The organism is Pantanalinema rosaneae CENA516 (genome assembly GCF_050753385.1).
GTDB classification, from domain to species: Bacteria; Cyanobacteriota; Cyanobacteriia; order Leptolyngbyales; family Leptolyngbyaceae; genus Pantanalinema; species Pantanalinema rosaneae.
Genome location: NZ_JBLZFZ010000062.1, coordinates 23,115 through 41,018, shown reverse-complemented (window position 1 = coordinate 41,018; position 17,904 = coordinate 23,115). Strand labels below are relative to the sequence as shown.

The following is a 17,904-nucleotide window of genomic DNA, read 5'->3' as shown; positions in this document are numbered from 1 at the left end:
AGATGTGTATAAGAGACAGGATGGGGACGGTGGGGGAGACGAGGGAGAATTAATGCAGGATGGTATGGTAGGCGGTTTCCAGGCGATCGGCGATTTTCTGCCAGGTCAATTGGGCGGCGACTTTTTGCTGTCCAGCGATTCCCATTGTGGTGGCCTGGGTAGGGTTGAGTAAAAGTTGCAGGATACGATCGGCGATCGCGGTGGGTTCCTGGGCGACCAGAAAGCCGTTGACTCCATCTTGGATCACTTCGGCGACGGCGGGAATCGGGCACCCAATCACAGGTTTGGCAAAACTCCAGGCTTCGGTGTAGACACCACCAAAACTTTCTTGAGTTGAGGGTACACAAAGGAGGGTGCAAGCGGCGATCGCGTCGGTTTTTGTCTGTAGATCGACATGCCCCAGACGATGAATCCGGCGATCGGTGAATTCGGCAAAAGCGGTTTCTGAGTCGGCTACGGGAGGACCAATGAAAACGAACTGAGTTTCTGGAATCTGCTGCCACACCAAGGCAGTGGCTTGGAGTAATTGGCGATAGCCTTTGTAGGGATAATGTTGTCCTAAAAATAAGACGATCGGGGCTGATAGCGCATATCGTCGCAAAAATCCGGTTGGCTCGGCGCGATCAGCTAATACAGGCCCAATCCCCGTAACAAAGATGTGATCCGCTTTTACTCCCAATGAGATCAAAGTGTGTTTTTCTGCCTGGGTCAGGGCGATCACTCCCTCGGCTCGACGATAAAGTTCCAGGTAAGCGCGATACCGCCAACCGACCCAACGGGGATGATGCACCGGAGTAAACACAAAGGGGATGTCGTGCTGTTGTGCTGCTTGCCAGGAGGCATGACTGAGGATTTCTCGCCCAATCCGAATGTTGTGGATCAGGTCAGCCTTGGCGGCATAAGGTATCAGATGTTGGGCAGTAATCGGCGCGATCGCGGACAACGCCACAGGCATAAAGGGATAGTAGAGGAGGAGCCAGGGAGCAATGCGTAGTTTTTCGGGGATGGACAAGCCCAGGCGGTGAACGGGAATCTCGTCGATCGTGTAATCCCGACTGGTTGCAGGCGCTTTCAATGTTGTTCCGAGTAACCAATCCGTCCGGTTACGATCCCAATGGCTAACCACTTGAATGCGATGGCGAGACTTTAAGTGTTGCGCGAGTTGATGTTGATGAATTTGAGCGCCACCCACACTGGGAGGATAGGTGGTTAATGTATACAGTAGGCGCATAAATAATCAGAAGTGCGACTAATTTTCAGCCAATGGCTGCGATCGGGGTTGAGTCAAGTGGCATTTTATTAATTGAATGAACCACCAGCCGCATTTCATTCCAAACATGGGAATTCCCTGCCATAAACCATACTTTTCCAGATAGTAGAAAAACTGCGTGGGTAAAAAATAGAAAGATTTTTTATGCAGAAATAAGGTCTGGAAATCACCTATCAACGATCGCGGTTCCGGGCTGAGAAAATCCTGAATTTGAGATTTAATCACACCCGCATGACTGATTTTGGCATCCCCTAAAATACAGGCGGTAAACCCCGATCGTGTGGCTCGTAAAAGATACATACTATCGCCATGATAGTGGGGAAATCGGTGCCAATTCGGTAGACCAATTTGCTGAATTACAGTCGTGGGCAGACAAACACAGTGACCGCTCATTTCATCCACTGTCACCCCTTCCCCCGGTTTTGCCGCAACCCGTTGACGACCTTTTGCCCCCGAAACATGGAGGGTATTGGTATCGGTTAAATAGCAGGCAGCCCCGGTAATTGTCTGGGGATATTGCCGACAATAGTTCACCATTGTAGACAGCGTATTAGCCGTAGGAACACAATCATCATTTAACCAAATAATATAGTCTGCTCCCTGTTCAACGGCATAGTTCATCCCTTTGACCATCGCGCCTGTCCACCACAAATTACCGTCTCCAGTGAGGATAATCACGTCAGGGAAACGATCGCGAATAGCGGTGGCACTGCCATCCGTGGAGCCATCATCTACCACAATCACCCTATAGCGATCGAGATCACCTGTTTGCTGAAGAGTTGCCAAACAATCTAAGGTAATTTGTCGGCGATTGTAGACTGGAATAATGATAAAAACAGATTCTTTTTGTACCATTATGAATTAACCTGATTGTAGAAAATTAAAGCAGTGATTGATAGATTAATTCGGTTGCTTCAGCACATTTTTCCCACGAGAATTGTGCCGCTCGGAGTTTACCCGCCCTACTTAATTCCTGCGATCGGTCTGAGTTGTATAGGACATTAGCGATCGCCGCCGCGATGCTTTCTGGCTCAGTTGGATCGAAAAACTCAGCCGCATCACCTACCACTTCTGGAATGGAAGCCATTTGGCTACAGGCAACCGGACAACCACAGGTCATCGCTTCTAAGGGAGGGATACCAAATCCTTCATATAAGGAGGGATAAACCAGAATAGAAGCATTCGTATACCAACTAGCCAAAGTTATTTCGTTGCCTGGAATATGGTGGATTTGTTCCTGGGCAAGCTGAAGCTTAGCCATTGTGTTTAATTCAAATTGAGTAAAGGGTGAAGCTCCAAAACAAACTAAATCAAATTCTCGATTTAACTTATCCGAGTGAGCATAAGCCAGTAAAAATTGAGCGAAATTTTTATAGCCATCGCGTTTCCCGACATAGAGAAGATAAGGGCGCGATCGTTGCTCCGGTTGAATATTTGATGGCTGATTTGTTACTAATGAACAGCCTAAATAAGTGACAGAGACTTTACTTGGATCAATTGGGAATCGATTCAAGAGATCAGTACGAGTGTTGTTAGATACACAGATAATCTGATCGGCACGAGCGATCGCGGCGGCTTTCATGGCGGCAGTTTGGTCGGAAGCCGCGAAGTATTGGGGGAATTTTTCATGAATTAGATCATGAATGGTTAGAACAATTTTGCTCCGTTTGGGGGCAGTGCGGTCATAGGCGTAATAGGTTTCATGGACAATATCAGGAGAATACTGCTTCAAGTAAAGTTGAGTGATGGGGTGATTAATTAAAGATCTGACCCGTTGGGTTTTAGGGATAAATGGAATAGCCATTCCCCGCAAGCCCGCGATCGGCTGTTGTTTGAGATACTGATTAATATAAATTGGAGCAAAAATAGTGGTCTGGAATTCTGGCTTGTTCGCAAACCGAGTCGCTAATTCATAGACATACCGTGATACTCCTCCATATTCCTGGAAAGAAGCACTCTGGTAATCATAAACTAGCTTGATTGGCGACATTTACGGTTTTCCAGCAACGAGTTGTTTGAGCTTCAGACGATAGGAGTACGGTAGCAACATCACTAAGATAGAGATAAGGGAAAACTTAATGATCAGTTGATAAATATACAGCCAGATGCCGATCAAACCCATGAATTCCCAATAACAAATCAGGTGAGCTTTCCAGTAGTGGGGAGATTTAATCTGTAACCGCTCTTGCCAAATCGAGATCGGTGATGTTTGCATCATCATCCATGAGATCGGCGGATGATCATCCTGACAGGTTGCGATCGCGGTATGAATAATGCGGAGTTGATAACCATAAGTTTTCGCCCGGTGGGTATAGACCACATCCTCATAATAATGGGGACAACGTTGGGGATTCGGATAGCCAATGCTGTCAACCACCGATTTAGGAATGCAGACAAAATTACCCGCTAAACCATCACACACTAAATCACGATCGTGACCAGCATGAACATGGACAAATTGATAGTTGGGACAAATGACACCCCCATAACTCGGCTGCCCGGTATCTGGATCGAACGACTGTCCCCCAGCAATTAAATTCGGCTGCGATCGACAGGCTGCAACTAATTGTTCAACAGCATTCGGTTGCGGTAAACAGTCATCATTCAGCCAAATGACATACTCGGCTTCCTGACTGACGGCATATTGCATGCCCAGCGCGATCGCCCCTGTCCACCACAAGTTACCATCTCCAGTTAACACGGTTACAGACGGATATAACGCTTGAATGGCTGTCTTTGTGCCATCCGTTGACCCATCATCCACAACAATCACCTGATAACGGTGTAAATCTCCTTGTTGCTGCAAATGCTGCAAACAAGCCAGCGTCGTTGCCTTCCGATTATGTACCGGAATCACTACAGAGGTTTTGGCTGGAGCCTTCGTCATACTGGATTTACAGCGGTTTTACCGTGGTCGATCGTTCACATAACTCTGCAAATAACGTCAGGTATCGCTGGGCTTGTAAGGTTAAAGGGAAGTTGGTTTCTGCCCGGTGTCGGGCGGCGATCGCTAATCTCTGCTGCCGTTCTGGATGTGCCAATATCCAATGAATACCTCGGGCTAAATCTACTGGATCAAACGGTTGTGCCAGATAGCCAGTCTGTTCATGCTCGATTAAATCTGGCATACCACCAATCTTGAAAGCAACGCTGGGAACGCCACACGCCAAGGCTTCCAGAACGGTATTGGGCAGATTGTCTTGCAAGGAAGGAGCCACAAACACATTGGCAGCGGAATACGCCAGCACGAGCGACAGGTCATCCTTTAGCGTACCCAGATAATGAATCGGCATCCCCAGATCCGGGATACTGCGATCGTCCTGGGGGCGAGATGCACCATACACAAGGAGTTCTGCCGACTCATACCCTGGGAACTCTTGGAGATGATGTAGTGCTGGTTGCAACAGGTGGAAACCCTTGCGGCGATCGCCACTGAAATTAACGGCTCCAGCTAGAATCAGGGGTTTATCCTGGGGTAGGTTCAGCAAGTGGCGGGCAGTCCGGCGATCGCGGGGACAATACAAATCCGTATCGATGCCATAGGGAATGATTTCCAGGCGCTTTTCCCCTAACAAACTGCTGGCTCTTACACAACTCGCTAACCAGTGGCTAGGAGTCACTACAGTCAGATTTAAATGTTGCCAACTTTGCGCTTTACGCCGCCAGATCCAGCGCGATAAATCCCAGTTTTTGGTACTGCCTAATTGCGGGCAAGAGCCGCAGGATTGAGTATAGCGATCGCACTCCTGGCTGTAGTGACACCCCCCCGTAAATGCCCACATATCATGGAGCGTCAGAACGATCGGGGATGGCAATTTCGCCAGCGTTTCAATCTGGAGATAACCGCTACCAATCCAGTGCAGATTGATCACATCGGGGGAGAGGGCTTTGATTCGAGGGACAAGTCTATCCGGCAACCATTGGCACGAAAAGGGGCTTCCTTGTCGCTGGGGATAAAACTTTAAGGGTAAGAAATCAAATGACGGGCGAGACTTGGCAAAATCCCGCCGAAAATTAGGGGGTGGATCGAGTACCGTTGGGTCATCACTGGATTTCACCTGCACCAACATCTGGGTCGTAATCCCACACCGTTGTAGTCCCTGATGCAAGCGATATGCCGATCGGGCAGCACCTCCTTCAATATCCGATGTACTTAACAGGAGAGGCTTCACAATTTCACTCCTTCCATAAATAAGGAGTCTGGTTTATAAATTGTGCCATCTGGTTCTGTATCAAGGTTCCACTTTGACCAATCAGGCGTGAGGCTGGCAGTAGCCGTTTGCAAAGTAATATCGGTAAACCCACACTGGTTCAGTAATCGCTTTAACGAATAGCGATCGTACATCCAGTAATGAACTTCACCACTTAAGCGAAACCGACCAATTTCCAACGCCTGATATTCCTGCCCTAACACCAACTTCAGGAAAAGATTGCGCCGATCGCTAGAGTTACGCAATAGTTTGTAAAAGCGACGAAACCTAGTAACCAGGCGGGCATAGAGTCTTGGTAATGGTTGAGAGTTTACTTGTTGATGCAACAATTGAATCATTGTTTCCGCTTCAATCCCCCATCGTTGCAAGATAAACTCCTGATTAGGAAGGTCATGCCTCGATAGATAGTTCACCATTTCTCCACCAGATTGATTTCTAGCAACCTGATCATACATTTCCAGTAAGATCCAGTTGTAGTTAGCGTCCCACTCTGGCTGACCTGAACTTGCCATTTCCAAGGCCGTTAAATAGGTGCGAGCAATTTGTTCTAAATCAGGAACAACGATGCGCAAAATACCTGGCGATCGCAGCACCCGATAGCATTCCTTGATAAAATGTGGGGCTATTGCTCCGGGTAGATGTTCTAAAAGGTGAGAATGATACACTAAATCAAAGCTATTATCGGGAAAAGGAATTCCTGTGCTTAGATCATAAGTAATCACTCCTTGATCTACAGAACTAAAATCTACGTTTGTCCAATCACGATGGAAACGTCTACCACATCCAAGATTTAAGCATTTCATTGTATTTTGCGGAATTTAACATACAAACTCTGACCCCTGAAATATTGTCTAAACCCCAGGTCTAAGATTGCCTGAGATAGGGAAAGGGTATATCGATTCAGTAGTAGTCTCAGCAAAGGTCTTTCAGCCCGAAAATGATTGAAATAAGTGCTTAGATAACCTGTCGTGTGATATTTGGCTAGAGGTTCAAAAATTATCTTCTCTAGTTGGACTGGAAAGATTTCTTCTAACGATCGAAATGATAGATCAGACCATTGAGTCAGATGATGCGGTGGCATATCCAGCAAATTATACTGATACTTCAAAAAGCTTTCGGCATTAGGAACACAAAAGATTAATATTCCTCCTGGCTTCAACATGTTTACTGCCCACTGAATAAACTGCTTGGGATCAGGAACATGTTCCAATACTTGAAAACTGCAAACGCCATCTAGCGATCGCTCATACAATGTTGCAGCCTCCTTGAGATCAAGATAGGTTACGGGTAATCCTGCTGTTTGTGCAGTTGCCACAGCAGCCTGGTTCAATTCAATTCCGCGCATATCTAGGCCCGCCGCGATCGCAGTACGCACAAAATAACCTGATGCTGCCCCAATTTCCAATGCAGCTTTACACCCGAATAAATCCTGTAAGGCTAATTGATGTTCCCAGCGATCGGGGAGGTAATACTGGTCAATATTTTGTAGTTGTGCATATAGCTTTCCCGAACCTGTAATTGGAGGATCAAAGAATCTTAATTTTGTTTGATTACACTGATAAAGCTTGATCTCTTCACATGTATCAAATTCTTTAGAAATATCGATCTGGAATGCTTGCTGCCAATCTGCAATGAGTTGAGCTGTTCTAATAGCTTTTACAAACGTGACATCCGGCGAGTTTGTCAGTGGGCTAACAGGTTGCATGGGATGAAAACTTGTATAAAAACAAAAATTAGGGCGTAGTCGAAAGTGTTTCTGTCCAGGGCAGGTTAATCATCACGACTCCGCTTTGGCGGTGATGACCATATTTTGCTAGTTTTGTCCCTGTCTCATTAACTCGAAAGTGCAGCACATTCGCATGAAGATCATAAACCTGCACCATCGGTTCATGGGCACCTACCGTTAGCATATAATTCCCTGGCATTAAAAACATTGCCGGAATTTGGATAGAAATGCTATAGCAGCCTGGTTGACGACTGATCACTGAATCCGGTGTGCAATCCGATTGATGGGACGTAAACACCGCTCTACCATCATCAGTTTCAATCCGCATAGAAAGCTCAACATTCCTCAGCGGCTTGATACTTTCATACTTCAAATAAACGCTAAACGGAAAACGAATATCAATTTCTGAAGCAAGTTCATCTGCTTGAAAAATCCCAATTTCTCGAAAAAATAAAGTTGCGTCTGGAGGTGTAACGTGAGCGGGATAGAGAATTTTCAGTACTTCACTATTTGCGCCTGAAGCAAGATAGGTAGAAACAACAGAATTAATATCGCCAACCGCTGAAATTTTTCCTTGATTTAAATAGATGCCCCGAGAGCAAAGTTGGGTGATGGTTCCCATATTGTGGCTCACAAAAAGCAGCGTCCTGCCTGATTTACTCACATCTTCCATTTTGCCTAAACATTTCTTCTGGAATTGAGCATCGCCCACGGCTAAAACTTCATCAACAATCAGAATCTCGGGTTCTAAGTGAGCCGCGACCGCAAAGGCTAATCGCACATACATGCCGGAGGAATAATGTTTAACCGGAGTATCAAGGAATTTTTCTACCTCAGCAAAAGCCACGATTTCATCAAACTTACGCTTGATTTCGACTTTGCTCATGCCCAGAATTGCCCCGTTCAAATAAATATTTTCCCGCCCAGTTAATTCGGGATGAAACCCTGTGCCAACTTCTAATAAGCTGGCAACTCGACCATTTAAAGTAATCTGACCAGTCGTGGGTTCAGTAATGCGGCTGAGGAGTTTGAGTAAGGTCGATTTTCCGGCACCATTCCGTCCAATAATTCCCACCCGATCGCCCTGATTTACTTCAAAAGAAACATCCTGAAGTGCCCAAAATTCTTCCCGATCAGGGGCGGGATGCGATCGTCCGGGTTGTAAGATGCGTCGAGCGATCGACTTAGCACCATTGCTAATCACATCGCGTAACGCCACATAGTGCTGCGGTTGTTGATGGCGCAACAGATATTTTTTACCAAGATGCTGCACTTGAATCACCGGATCAGACATCTGCCTGCACTCCGTTAAATCACATCGGCAAAGGTACGTTCCATGCGGCGGAAGTACCAAATGCCACTGGCGAGAATCATCATAACTAGCGCGATCGATAACAGCAAACCTGTCCAATAAATCGAGGTATTACCGCCTAAAATTGCCCAACGAAACCCATCAATTACTCCTACCATGGGGTTAAGGGAATAGAGGAATCGCCATTGCTCGGGCACAATATTACTGCTAAAACCAACTGGAGAAATATACAACCCAAATTGGACAATGAACGGCACGATGTAGCGAAAGTCCCGATATTGTACGTTTAAAGCGGCTAGCCACAGCCCTACTCCCATTGCCGCCGCAAACGCCAGGAGGATAAACATAGGTAAGGTTAAAATCCGCCAACTGGGAATAAAGTTATAAACTGCCATTAATCCCAATAGGATCATGCCGGAAATTAAAAAGTCTACAAAGCTAACAATAACGGCACTGATTGGAATAATCAGACGGGGAAAATAAATTTTAGCAATCAAATTTGAGTTAACAATCAGACTATTGCTACATTCAGATAGGGCATTAGCAAAAAATTGCCAGGGTAGCATGGCGGCAAACACCAGGATCGGATAAGGTACGCCCTCTGAGGGTAGTTTTGCCAAATTACTAAAGACGATCGTAAACACAATCATCGTCAGCAGCGGTCGAATTAATGCCCAGATAATGCCGATCGCGGTTTGCTTATAGCGCACCAAAATGTCCCGCCAGGACAGGAAATAAAATAATTCTCGATACCGCCACAGATCTTGCCAATACTGACGTTCAGTGCGACCTGCTTGAATAACTAATTTAGTCCGAGCCGAGGGGTGCATGGGCAAGCGAGATCAGAGGGAGCTATGTTGAGAGTGCCCCGGATGTTGACCGGAGCGATCACCGGGATGAGCCGCTCTGATGGAAAATCCCCCCAATCAAGGGCAGAATAGAAGCCATGTTCGCGATCGGCCTCTGACGTTGTTGGTCAGGAACTTTCTGAGGCATTCTTGTATTCCCTAAATGAAGGAGTCCTGTCAGCCCACATCGACAGGTGCATCTGGCTCGAAATTATGTTTACCTCACCCCTTTTTTTCCGCACCTGTGAGCGCTCGACTTCTGGTTGACTACCTTTGTAAGACTTATTCCAGGGTGACAACGGCATCGGCGGCTGTCACAACTACCCTCTGTATTGGCATTACCAGCGTGGCGGTGACTGGATTGCTGGTAGGTGTCCGCCAGTTGGGATGGATACAACCACCAGAACTATTGGCGTATGACCAAATGATGCGGCTGCGCCCCGATCAACCACCTGACCCCCGTTTGTTAATTGTCACGATTACCGAGGCAGACATTCATGCCCAACAACGCTGGCCCTTTGCCGATCGCACGATCGCCCAGGCACTAGCACAACTCCAAAAACATCAGCCCCGCGTGATTGGCTTAGACCTATACCGCGATCTGCCGCACGAACCCGGTCATCAGGAACTGCTTCAGCAACTCCAACAGCCCAATGTCATTGCCATCATGCAAATGCCCGATGACGAGGATATTGGTGTTGCCCCACCGCCCAGTATGCCCGCGCACCGGATTGGCTTTAACGACGTATTTACTGACCCGGATGCCGTGATCCGTCGGGGGCTGCTGTTTGCTAATCCCGATGAGCAGACCACCCTATTTTCCTTCTCTCTGCGCCTTGCCCTTGCCTATCTGCGTCCTGCCAAGATCTTGCCCCGCCCCGGCTTGAGCAATCCTGACTACTTGCGATTAGGAGCCGCCGAATTTGTTCCTCTGGAGGCGACCTCTGGGGCATATCAAACCGTGGATGACGATGGCTATCAAATTCTGATTAATTATCGTAGCCGCCGCAATGTGGCACGCCAGGTAACGTTATCGCAGGTACTAAAGGGGGAGGTCAGATCTGAGTGGATTAAAGACAAGATTGTCTTGATTGGGGCAACGGCACGCAGTTTGAGAGATGTCCACCTGACTCCCTATAGTGCGGCTGAAACCGAGACTCCTAAAATGGCAGGCGTGACCATCCATGCTCAAATCACCAGCCAGATCCTGAGTAGTGTTCTGGATCACCAGCCGCTGTTCTGGTTTTGGGCAGATGGGCTGGAAGTGGTATGGATCGCCACCTGGACTCTCCTGGGGGGATGTCTTGCCTGGTTCGTTCGGAATCCTCTCCTGGTCGGGTTGTATGTCGTTGTGGCGATCGGGGGGCTGCTTATCACCAGCTATGCCCTGTTTCTTCAGCAAGGCTGGATTCCGGTGGCGACTCCCGCGATCGGGCTGTTACTGAGTGCCGGAGTTCTGGTGGCATACCGGGCACAGCAAGCCCAGCGCCAGCAACAAATGATGATGAAACTGTTGGGGCAAAATACCTCACCGGAAATTGCCAATGCATTGTGGAAAAGCCGCGATCGCCTGTTGAAATCTGGGAAATTGCCGGGACAGCGATTAACTGCCACGATGCTATTTACCGATATTAAAAACTTCAGCACTATCTCAGAATCCATGCCACCAGAGAACTTGCTGGAATGGCTGAATGAATATCTCAGTGCGATTACCCACGAAGTACGAGCCAATCAAGGCATTATCAATAAGTTCACAGGCGATGGCATGTTAGCGGTATTTGGTGTACCAATGAACCGCAGCACTCCGATCGAAGTTTCCCAGGATGCCCAACTAGCCGTGACCTGTGCCTTGGCGATGGGCGAGTGCTTAGAGAAACTCAACCAAGATTGGCAACAGCGAGGCTTACCCACGATTCAAATGCGGGTTGGCATCTTTACCGGACCGATCGTGGCAGGGAGTTTAGGTGGCAAAGATCGCTTGGAATATGGGGTGATTGGGGATAGCGTCAATATCGCTTCTCGTTTAGAAAGCTATGACAAGGAACGCCAGTCGGATCTGTGTCGCGTCCTGATCGCCAAAGATACCTTAGTTCACCTTCAGGATCGATTTGAGGTAGAGCATTGGGGCTTAATGGCGCTGAAAGGCAAGCACCACTTAGTCGATGTTTATCGAGTTGTTGGTTACGCTACGAACAAAGAAAAAATGATCAACCCATGCTAACCGGGAACATTTTACCGATCGATTCGATCAACCAATCTACCGGGAATGATCACAGCCCAAGTAGTTAGCTACCCGTAAGCCGCGTGAGTGGCAGTTAATAATGATACTGATGTGTCGCTCTGGTCTATGAACGATCGATTCTGGAGGAACGTGACTAACTCACCGTAGCGCCATTGTTGGAGTCATTATTTTTTCTCTGCCAATAATTGACTCAATTCCCTTGCATCAGCCTTCAAAGTTGGATCTATGAGATCTTGTAAAAGGGCTACTCTAGCGGACTTAATTCATCTCTGTAGCAACACACTGACATTCCTATAAAAATTATTGAGGCTTCGTCACTATGCTTGGTTCTAATACCGTTGTAAAATCAGTCACTCTTTGCCTGAGTACGTTGTTCAGTGTGACGATCTCCAGTGCTCCGATTGCAGCGATGGCACAGGAGTATGTTCCACCCAACCGTGGCATCCCTGGTCGTCGGGAAGGTGCTGGAACCCGTGGTAATTGTCTAAAAGGCAGCAAGCCGTTAATGCCTTTGGTTCCTGGTGATGCCTTTAGTGCCGGTATTTCCGATCAGCCAACGTTTTTCTGGTATGTGCCTTCAGTGGTTTCTAGCCAGACAACGCCCCCAAGAGCGGAATTCAAACTGTTTGATGGCACAACCTCAATTCATAGCGGGGCAGTTGACCTGATGGGGGGTGGCAAGGTGATTAGCTACCGCTTACCCGCCACGGTCGCGAATACCGCTCTTCAGCCCGGAAAAGATTATCGCTGGCAGTTTTCGGTCATTTGTAACGTGAACGGTACGCGATCGATTTCGTTTGTTGAGGGTACCTTCCAACGCCTGCAACCCTCAGACGATCTGATGAATCAGTTAAACAGCAGTGCTCCGGACGAGCGACCAAAGGTGTTAGCGGCGGCAGGAGTTTGGCAAGATGCGATCGCGACGTTGGCAGCACAACGCTGCACTCGGATGCAAGACTCGAAGCTATTGGCCAGTTGGACACGGCTGTTGCAATCGGTACAACTCGGTAACTATGCCAATGAGCCGTTAGCGGCGACCTGTGCCAATGATAGTTCTCCTGCGAGTCCTTAACTTCTCATTTCTTAGCAGCAAGTGGCAGTCTAAATCTGCCAGAATATCAACACCTGGATCAGAGGTTTGATGGGGATCGCACCCCTCTGAGAGGATAGATCTACCACAATTTGCAATTCCGTTCTGAGCATGATTCTGTGTGACTGAATTTGCCCGGATTTGCCAGAGGACGCTTGCATTAATTGTCTATTCCACCGGAATCAGGGGCAACCGTTGCAGAGAGAGCAATGTTTGATTGCTGAATCTCTAAATTCTCAGCCGAATGTAGGAATCCAAAGTATGTTGGAATTTGGCTGAAGCATGGCAGCTATTAAGAGCGCTGGAGAGGGCTATGGCACCGCTGATCTCTTTAATCATTACTAATTACAACGATGATCGCAACTATTTAGAAGCCGCGATCGCCAGCGTTCTACAACAGACTTACCCGAACTTTGAACTGTTAATTTGGGATGACGGTTCAACGATGGGTACCTCAGTCACCATTGCCCGTGACTATGCCCGCCGCGATCGCCGAGTCCGAGTGATTGCGGCGGAACATCGAGGACGAGTGGCTGCCCTAACCGAGGCGATCGCCCAAACCACCGGCAAATATCTCGGTTGGGTGGATCACGATGACCTACTGCATCCTCTGGCACTGGCACAAACGGTACAGATGCTAGAAACCCACCCCACTACCGGGATGGTCTATACCGATTACCTGAACATAGACGAACAGGGGCAAGTTCTGGGGTATGGAGAGGCGTGCCAGATTCCCTATAGTCCAGATCGGCTGCTGGTCGATTTTATGACGTTCCACTTTCGTCTGATCCGGCGATCGGTGTTTGAGCAAGCCGGGGGACTGGATGCCAGAACGGAGTTTGCCGAAGATTATGATCTCTGCCTGCGGCTCTCAGAAATTACCGAAATTCGGCAACTTAAACAACCTCTGTACTATTACCGGCTGCATGGTAGTAATACCTCGGTTCGCTATCGGATTGAACAGGTGCTGCGATCGCGGTTAGCGGTGAGACGGGCACTAGAGCGACGTGGACTCAGTGAGCACCTGACGATCGATGTGGAACTGCCCAGTGGACGGTTTATCCTGCGGCAACGAGCGTCTGCACCCGCCTCGGTTGCCCCTACCCGTTCCGATCGTCCGCAGGGATCCAGTGGTAGCGTCCAGCCAGAGGTCGGTTTAGTGGTGCCCTTATTTTCGGGCAGGGCGATCGAGCCACCTGTCCCTATTCCCCTCCCGCTAACCTGGCAACGCCATGCCAACCCGCGATCGCCTCTGGCTGATTGGAAGGTGGGAGCGTTATTGATCGCCCTACCGTTGTTGGGATGGCTGGGAACGACGATCGCCTACGCCCAACCTGTGCCCAGTTCGGATGGGACAGGGACGATCGTCACCCCCAATGGCAACCAATTTAATATCAATGGCGGCACACAGTCAGGCAATAACCTGTTCCATAGCTTTGAGCAATTTGGGCTGAATCAGGGGCAGATCGCCAATTTCCTCGCGAATAGCCAGATTCAGAATATTCTGGCGCGAGTCACAGGCAGCAATCCCTCGGTGATCAATGGTCTGATCCAGGTAACGGGGAGTAATGCCAACCTGTTTCTGCTCAATCCCGCCGGAATTGTGTTTGGCAACAACGCCAGTTTAAATGTGCCCGGTTCGTTTACGGCGACAACCGCTAGTAGCATCGGGATCGGTAATAGTTGGTTTAATGCCACTGGCACGAATGACTATGCCAATCTGACGGGTACGCCTAATAGTTTCGCCTTTCCCATGAGTCAGCCGGGGGCGATCGTCAATGCTGGGAATCTCGCTGTTCCGGCGGGACAACGCCTGACTTTAATTGGGGGCACAGTTGTTAATACAGGGACGCTATCGGCTCCGGGTGGTGAGGTGACTGTCACGGCGGTTCCCGGACAGAATTTGGTGCGGGTGAATCAGTCCGGTAATGTTCTCAGTCTGGAATTTCAACCGCTAGCTGCTGCAACTGCTGTTACCCCGCTTGCCTTACCCGAACTTCTGACGGGTGGCAATTTAGCCAGTGCGACGGGGTTAACCGTGAATCCCAATGGTACGGTGCAGTTGACCAGTTCGGGGACGGTGATTCCTGCCACTCCCGGTACGGCGATCGTGGCTGGCAGTGTTGATGTCAGTAGTCCGGCGATCGGGGGTAGGGTCAATGTCGTTGGCAATCAAGTCGGCCTGGTTGGAGCGACGATTAATGCCTCGGGTGCGACGGGCGGCGGCACTGTGCGGATTGGCGGTGATTATCAAGGGCAGGGAACCTTACCTAACGCTACTCAAACCGTTGTCACTCCGGATGCCACCATTCATGCCGATGCTATGCAAACGGGCGATGGCGGTCGAGTCATCATCTGGTCTGATCAATCGACGCAATTCTTTGGCAATATTTCTGCCCGAGGTGGAGCCACTGCCGGAAATGGTGGCTTCGTCGAAGTGTCAGGGAAAGAAAATCTGCTCTATCGCGGCAATGTCGATACTACAGCACCCAATGGTACGGCTGGAACTCTGCTGCTGGATCCCTCGACGTTAACGATTATTGATGGTGGTGCAGGGACATTTGATCCAACGTTCACTGGATCTATTTTCTCTGCTGATCCAGATAACGGAGCCAATACGATTTCCTGGCAAGCCATTAATGCAGCTCTTGGTACTACCAGCAGTATCACCCTCGAAGCAACCGGCAACATCACGATCAACTCGATTACCGGAGCGACACCTGGAGTCACGACACCGGGGGTTGCCTCGCTGAACTTAGCCCTTGGTGGTTTAACGATTACCTCTACCGGAGGTGCAGTCACATTTCAGACCTTAACTGACACGATCCAGACCAATGGCGGCTTTATTGATATTTCTGGCACCAGTCTGGCGTTAGGGAATCTGACTACTTCTGTAACTTCTGGTGCAGGGACGGCAACCGCAGGAGCGATTACCTTGACCAGTACCGCCGGGTCAACTACGGCTGGCATTCTCGATAGTCGGGCGAATGCTCTGGCTACCTTTGGCCCAGTTACGGCAACGGGGGGCAATGTCACGGTCAATTCCGCCGGAGACATTACCTTGAATCGCATCCTGACCGATGCCATCGCGACAGGCTTTGGTTACGGCGCTACCGCGAGAGCTGGAGATGTTACCCTAACGACCACTGGAGCCGGAACAGTGCGGGTCACGGATACGTTTACGAGTGTGGCGGGGCGAACGGCGAGTATTTCGGCGATCGGGCAGGCAACGGGCGGCGGCACGACTACAGTCCTCGACAATCAAATTACGATTACGCATGGGGGTGGTTCCACTATTGATCCCACCAATCAGAACTTTACGGTGGGGGATGCCTCGGTGAATGGGACGGCAGGCGTGATCGATCGTGGGGCAACCTTTATTCCGGTTGGCAGCAGTTTTGCCGTTGCTCCGAATGGGGATAGTGTGACCCCTGTAGCTGGCATTACGATTAATTCCGTCAATACGCCTCCTGCACCCCCCACAGTCACGTCACCCCTGACCGGGGCAGAGCAAGATCAACCCTTTACGTTTAGCTTTAGTGATTTGGCATTAAGTGCGGTAGATGTCGATAACGATAATCGCACCTTCATTATTGCCTCGGTTGCCGTTGGGGTCACGTTAACCGTGAATGGTAATCCGGTTGTGCCGGGTAGCACGACGATTTCCCCGGGCGATACCCTTACCTTTCAAGGACCCGCCGGGGCAGTGGGATTGCAGGATGCGTTTACTGTGATTGCCAGCGATCGCGTGTCTAATTCCAGCCCTACGCCAGTCCAAATTCAGGTTCAGCCGCCCGATATTCCACCCGACATTCCACCTGATAACGATGATAATCCGGAGCAACCCAATCCCTGTGCGCTGATCAGTTGCCAGACGCGCATCGACCCACCCCGAATTCCATCGACCTTACCGGACACTGTCCTGGAGCCACCTTCCCCAGAAGGGAACTTTACCAATGCTTTTGTTGCCTATCTGGGAGTGCCGCAACCCCAACTGACGACGATCGATCAGCAGCGAGAAATTGCCCTGGAGATTGAGCGGGCAACAGGAATCCGTCCGGCGTTTGTTTATGTCAGTTTTATTCCCGAGTTTTTAGGGGCAAGCGGGACGTTGGGACAGGTGAAGGAAGCACCCGGATCAACTACCCTGGCGCGGGGGACGGATCAACTAGAAGTGTTGGTGGTGACGGCACGAGGGCCAGCCATTCGCCGCCGGATTGCTACCGCGACCCGATCGCAAGTGATGGCACTGGCACAACAATTTCGGGAGCAGGTGGCGGATCCTCGCCAAACTCGCAGCACCGACTACCGGGAGAGTGGCTACCAGCTATATCAATGGCTGATTGCTCCGGTAGCAGATGAGTTACAGACACGGGGGATTGGCAATCTGGTCTTCATGATGGATGAAGGCTTGCGATCGCTGCCGGTCGCGGCACTTTATAACGGCAAGCGCTTTTTAATTGAAGACTATAGTGTGGGATTAATGCCCAGCCTCAGCTTAACGAACACGCTTTATACCGATATTCGGGATACCGGAGTGCTGAGTTTAGGCATTTCTGAGAGCACCCAGGATCAGCCACCCTTACCTGCCGTCCCGATTGAATTGTCGGAACTCCGAGAACGCTGGACAGGGCAGTCTTACCTGAATACCAGTGCTACCCTGCAAACCCTGAGGCTGGCGCGACAACAGCGTCCCTTTGGCGTGATTCACCTGGCAACCCACGCCGACTTCCAACCGGGATCGATCGGTAATTCATACGTGCAGTTGTGGAATGAGAAACTGTATCTCAATCAAGTTCGAGAACTGGGTTGGAATAATCCTCAAATTGAACTGTTGGTCTTAAGTGCCTGTGCCACGGCATTGGGCGATCGCGATGCTGAACTGGGCTTTGCCGGATTAGCGGTGCAGACAGGGGTGAAGTCGGCTCTCGCCAGTTTGTGGTATGTCAGTGATGTGGGCACTACCGCGTTGATGGGTCGGTTCTATCAGGATCTCCGTCAAGCACCGATTAAAGCTGAAGCCCTGCGCCAAGCTCAACTGGCGATGCTGCGAGGCAAAGTCTTTGTGGATGAGAATGGGCTGTTACAGGGAATTGATCCCACCAAAGGCGTTGCCTTACCGGAAGAACTGGCAGGGTTCCGAGGTGACTTGGTGCATCCCTACTTCTGGTCAGCGTTTACGATTATTGGTAATCCCTGGTAGCG

At 49.5% G+C, this 17,904-nt stretch carries 12 protein-coding genes; 3 read left to right on the top strand and 9 right to left on the bottom strand.

Annotation, left to right across the window (positions count from 1 at the left end):
* Positions 1-49: 49 nt before the first annotated feature.
* From ACN4EK_RS26390 to ACN4EK_RS26350, 9 genes are read right to left on the bottom strand one after another with little or no spacing between them, the layout of a single operon-like run.
* Entirely contained in the window at positions 50-1,231 is a 1,182-nt protein-coding gene (locus tag ACN4EK_RS26390; RefSeq protein ID WP_431661278.1) for a glycosyltransferase family 4 protein, read from the bottom strand.
* Between the two features lie 18 nt (positions 1,232-1,249).
* Positions 1,250-2,125, bottom strand: coding sequence for a glycosyltransferase family 2 protein (locus ACN4EK_RS26385; RefSeq protein ID WP_431661277.1), 876 nt, complete (start codon positions 2,123-2,125; stop codon positions 1,250-1,252).
* A gap of 25 nt (positions 2,126-2,150) precedes the next feature.
* Positions 2,151-3,260 (bottom strand): glycosyltransferase family 4 protein, encoded by a 1,110-nt coding sequence (locus tag ACN4EK_RS26380; RefSeq protein ID WP_431661276.1) that lies wholly within the window; start codon positions 3,258-3,260, stop codon positions 2,151-2,153.
* Positions 3,261-4,157: a glycosyltransferase family 2 protein gene (locus ACN4EK_RS26375; RefSeq protein ID WP_431661275.1), complete on the bottom strand. Its 897-nt coding sequence runs from the start codon at positions 4,155-4,157 to the stop codon at positions 3,261-3,263.
* Positions 4,158-4,164: 7 nt separating this feature from the next.
* Entirely contained in the window at positions 4,165-5,442 is a 1,278-nt protein-coding gene (locus tag ACN4EK_RS26370; RefSeq protein WP_431661274.1) for a glycosyltransferase family 4 protein, read from the bottom strand.
* A complete protein-coding gene (locus ACN4EK_RS26365; protein WP_431661273.1) occupies positions 5,439-6,284 on the bottom strand; it encodes a class I SAM-dependent methyltransferase in 846 nt (281 codons plus the stop codon). The genes ACN4EK_RS26370 and ACN4EK_RS26365 overlap by 4 nt, the downstream gene beginning before the upstream one ends.
* A complete protein-coding gene (locus tag ACN4EK_RS26360) occupies positions 6,281-7,186 on the bottom strand; it encodes a class I SAM-dependent methyltransferase (RefSeq protein ID WP_431661272.1) in 906 nt (301 codons plus the stop codon). The genes ACN4EK_RS26365 and ACN4EK_RS26360 overlap by 4 nt, the downstream gene beginning before the upstream one ends.
* A gap of 28 nt (positions 7,187-7,214) precedes the next feature.
* Positions 7,215-8,501: an ABC transporter ATP-binding protein gene (locus tag ACN4EK_RS26355; RefSeq protein ID WP_431661271.1), complete on the bottom strand. Its 1,287-nt coding sequence runs from the start codon at positions 8,499-8,501 to the stop codon at positions 7,215-7,217.
* Between the two features lie 14 nt (positions 8,502-8,515).
* Entirely contained in the window at positions 8,516-9,349 is an 834-nt protein-coding gene (locus ACN4EK_RS26350; protein WP_431661269.1) for an ABC transporter permease, read from the bottom strand.
* Between the two features lie 262 nt (positions 9,350-9,611).
* Here ACN4EK_RS26350 and ACN4EK_RS26345 point away from each other — a divergent pair, with 262 nt between their 5' ends.
* The 3 genes from ACN4EK_RS26345 to ACN4EK_RS26335 all read left to right on the top strand — a co-directional run bounded on the left by ACN4EK_RS26345 (position 9,612) and on the right by ACN4EK_RS26335 (position 17,902).
* Positions 9,612-11,588, top strand: a complete 1,977-nt coding sequence (locus tag ACN4EK_RS26345; RefSeq protein ID WP_431661268.1) for a CHASE2 domain-containing protein — start codon at positions 9,612-9,614, stop codon at positions 11,586-11,588.
* Between the two features lie 340 nt (positions 11,589-11,928).
* Entirely contained in the window at positions 11,929-12,681 is a 753-nt protein-coding gene (locus tag ACN4EK_RS26340) for a DUF928 domain-containing protein (RefSeq protein WP_431661267.1), read from the top strand.
* Positions 12,682-13,012: 331 nt separating this feature from the next.
* Positions 13,013-17,902, top strand: coding sequence for a CHAT domain-containing protein (locus ACN4EK_RS26335; RefSeq protein WP_431661265.1), 4,890 nt, complete (start codon positions 13,013-13,015; stop codon positions 17,900-17,902).
* Positions 17,903-17,904: the final 2 nt, after the last annotated feature.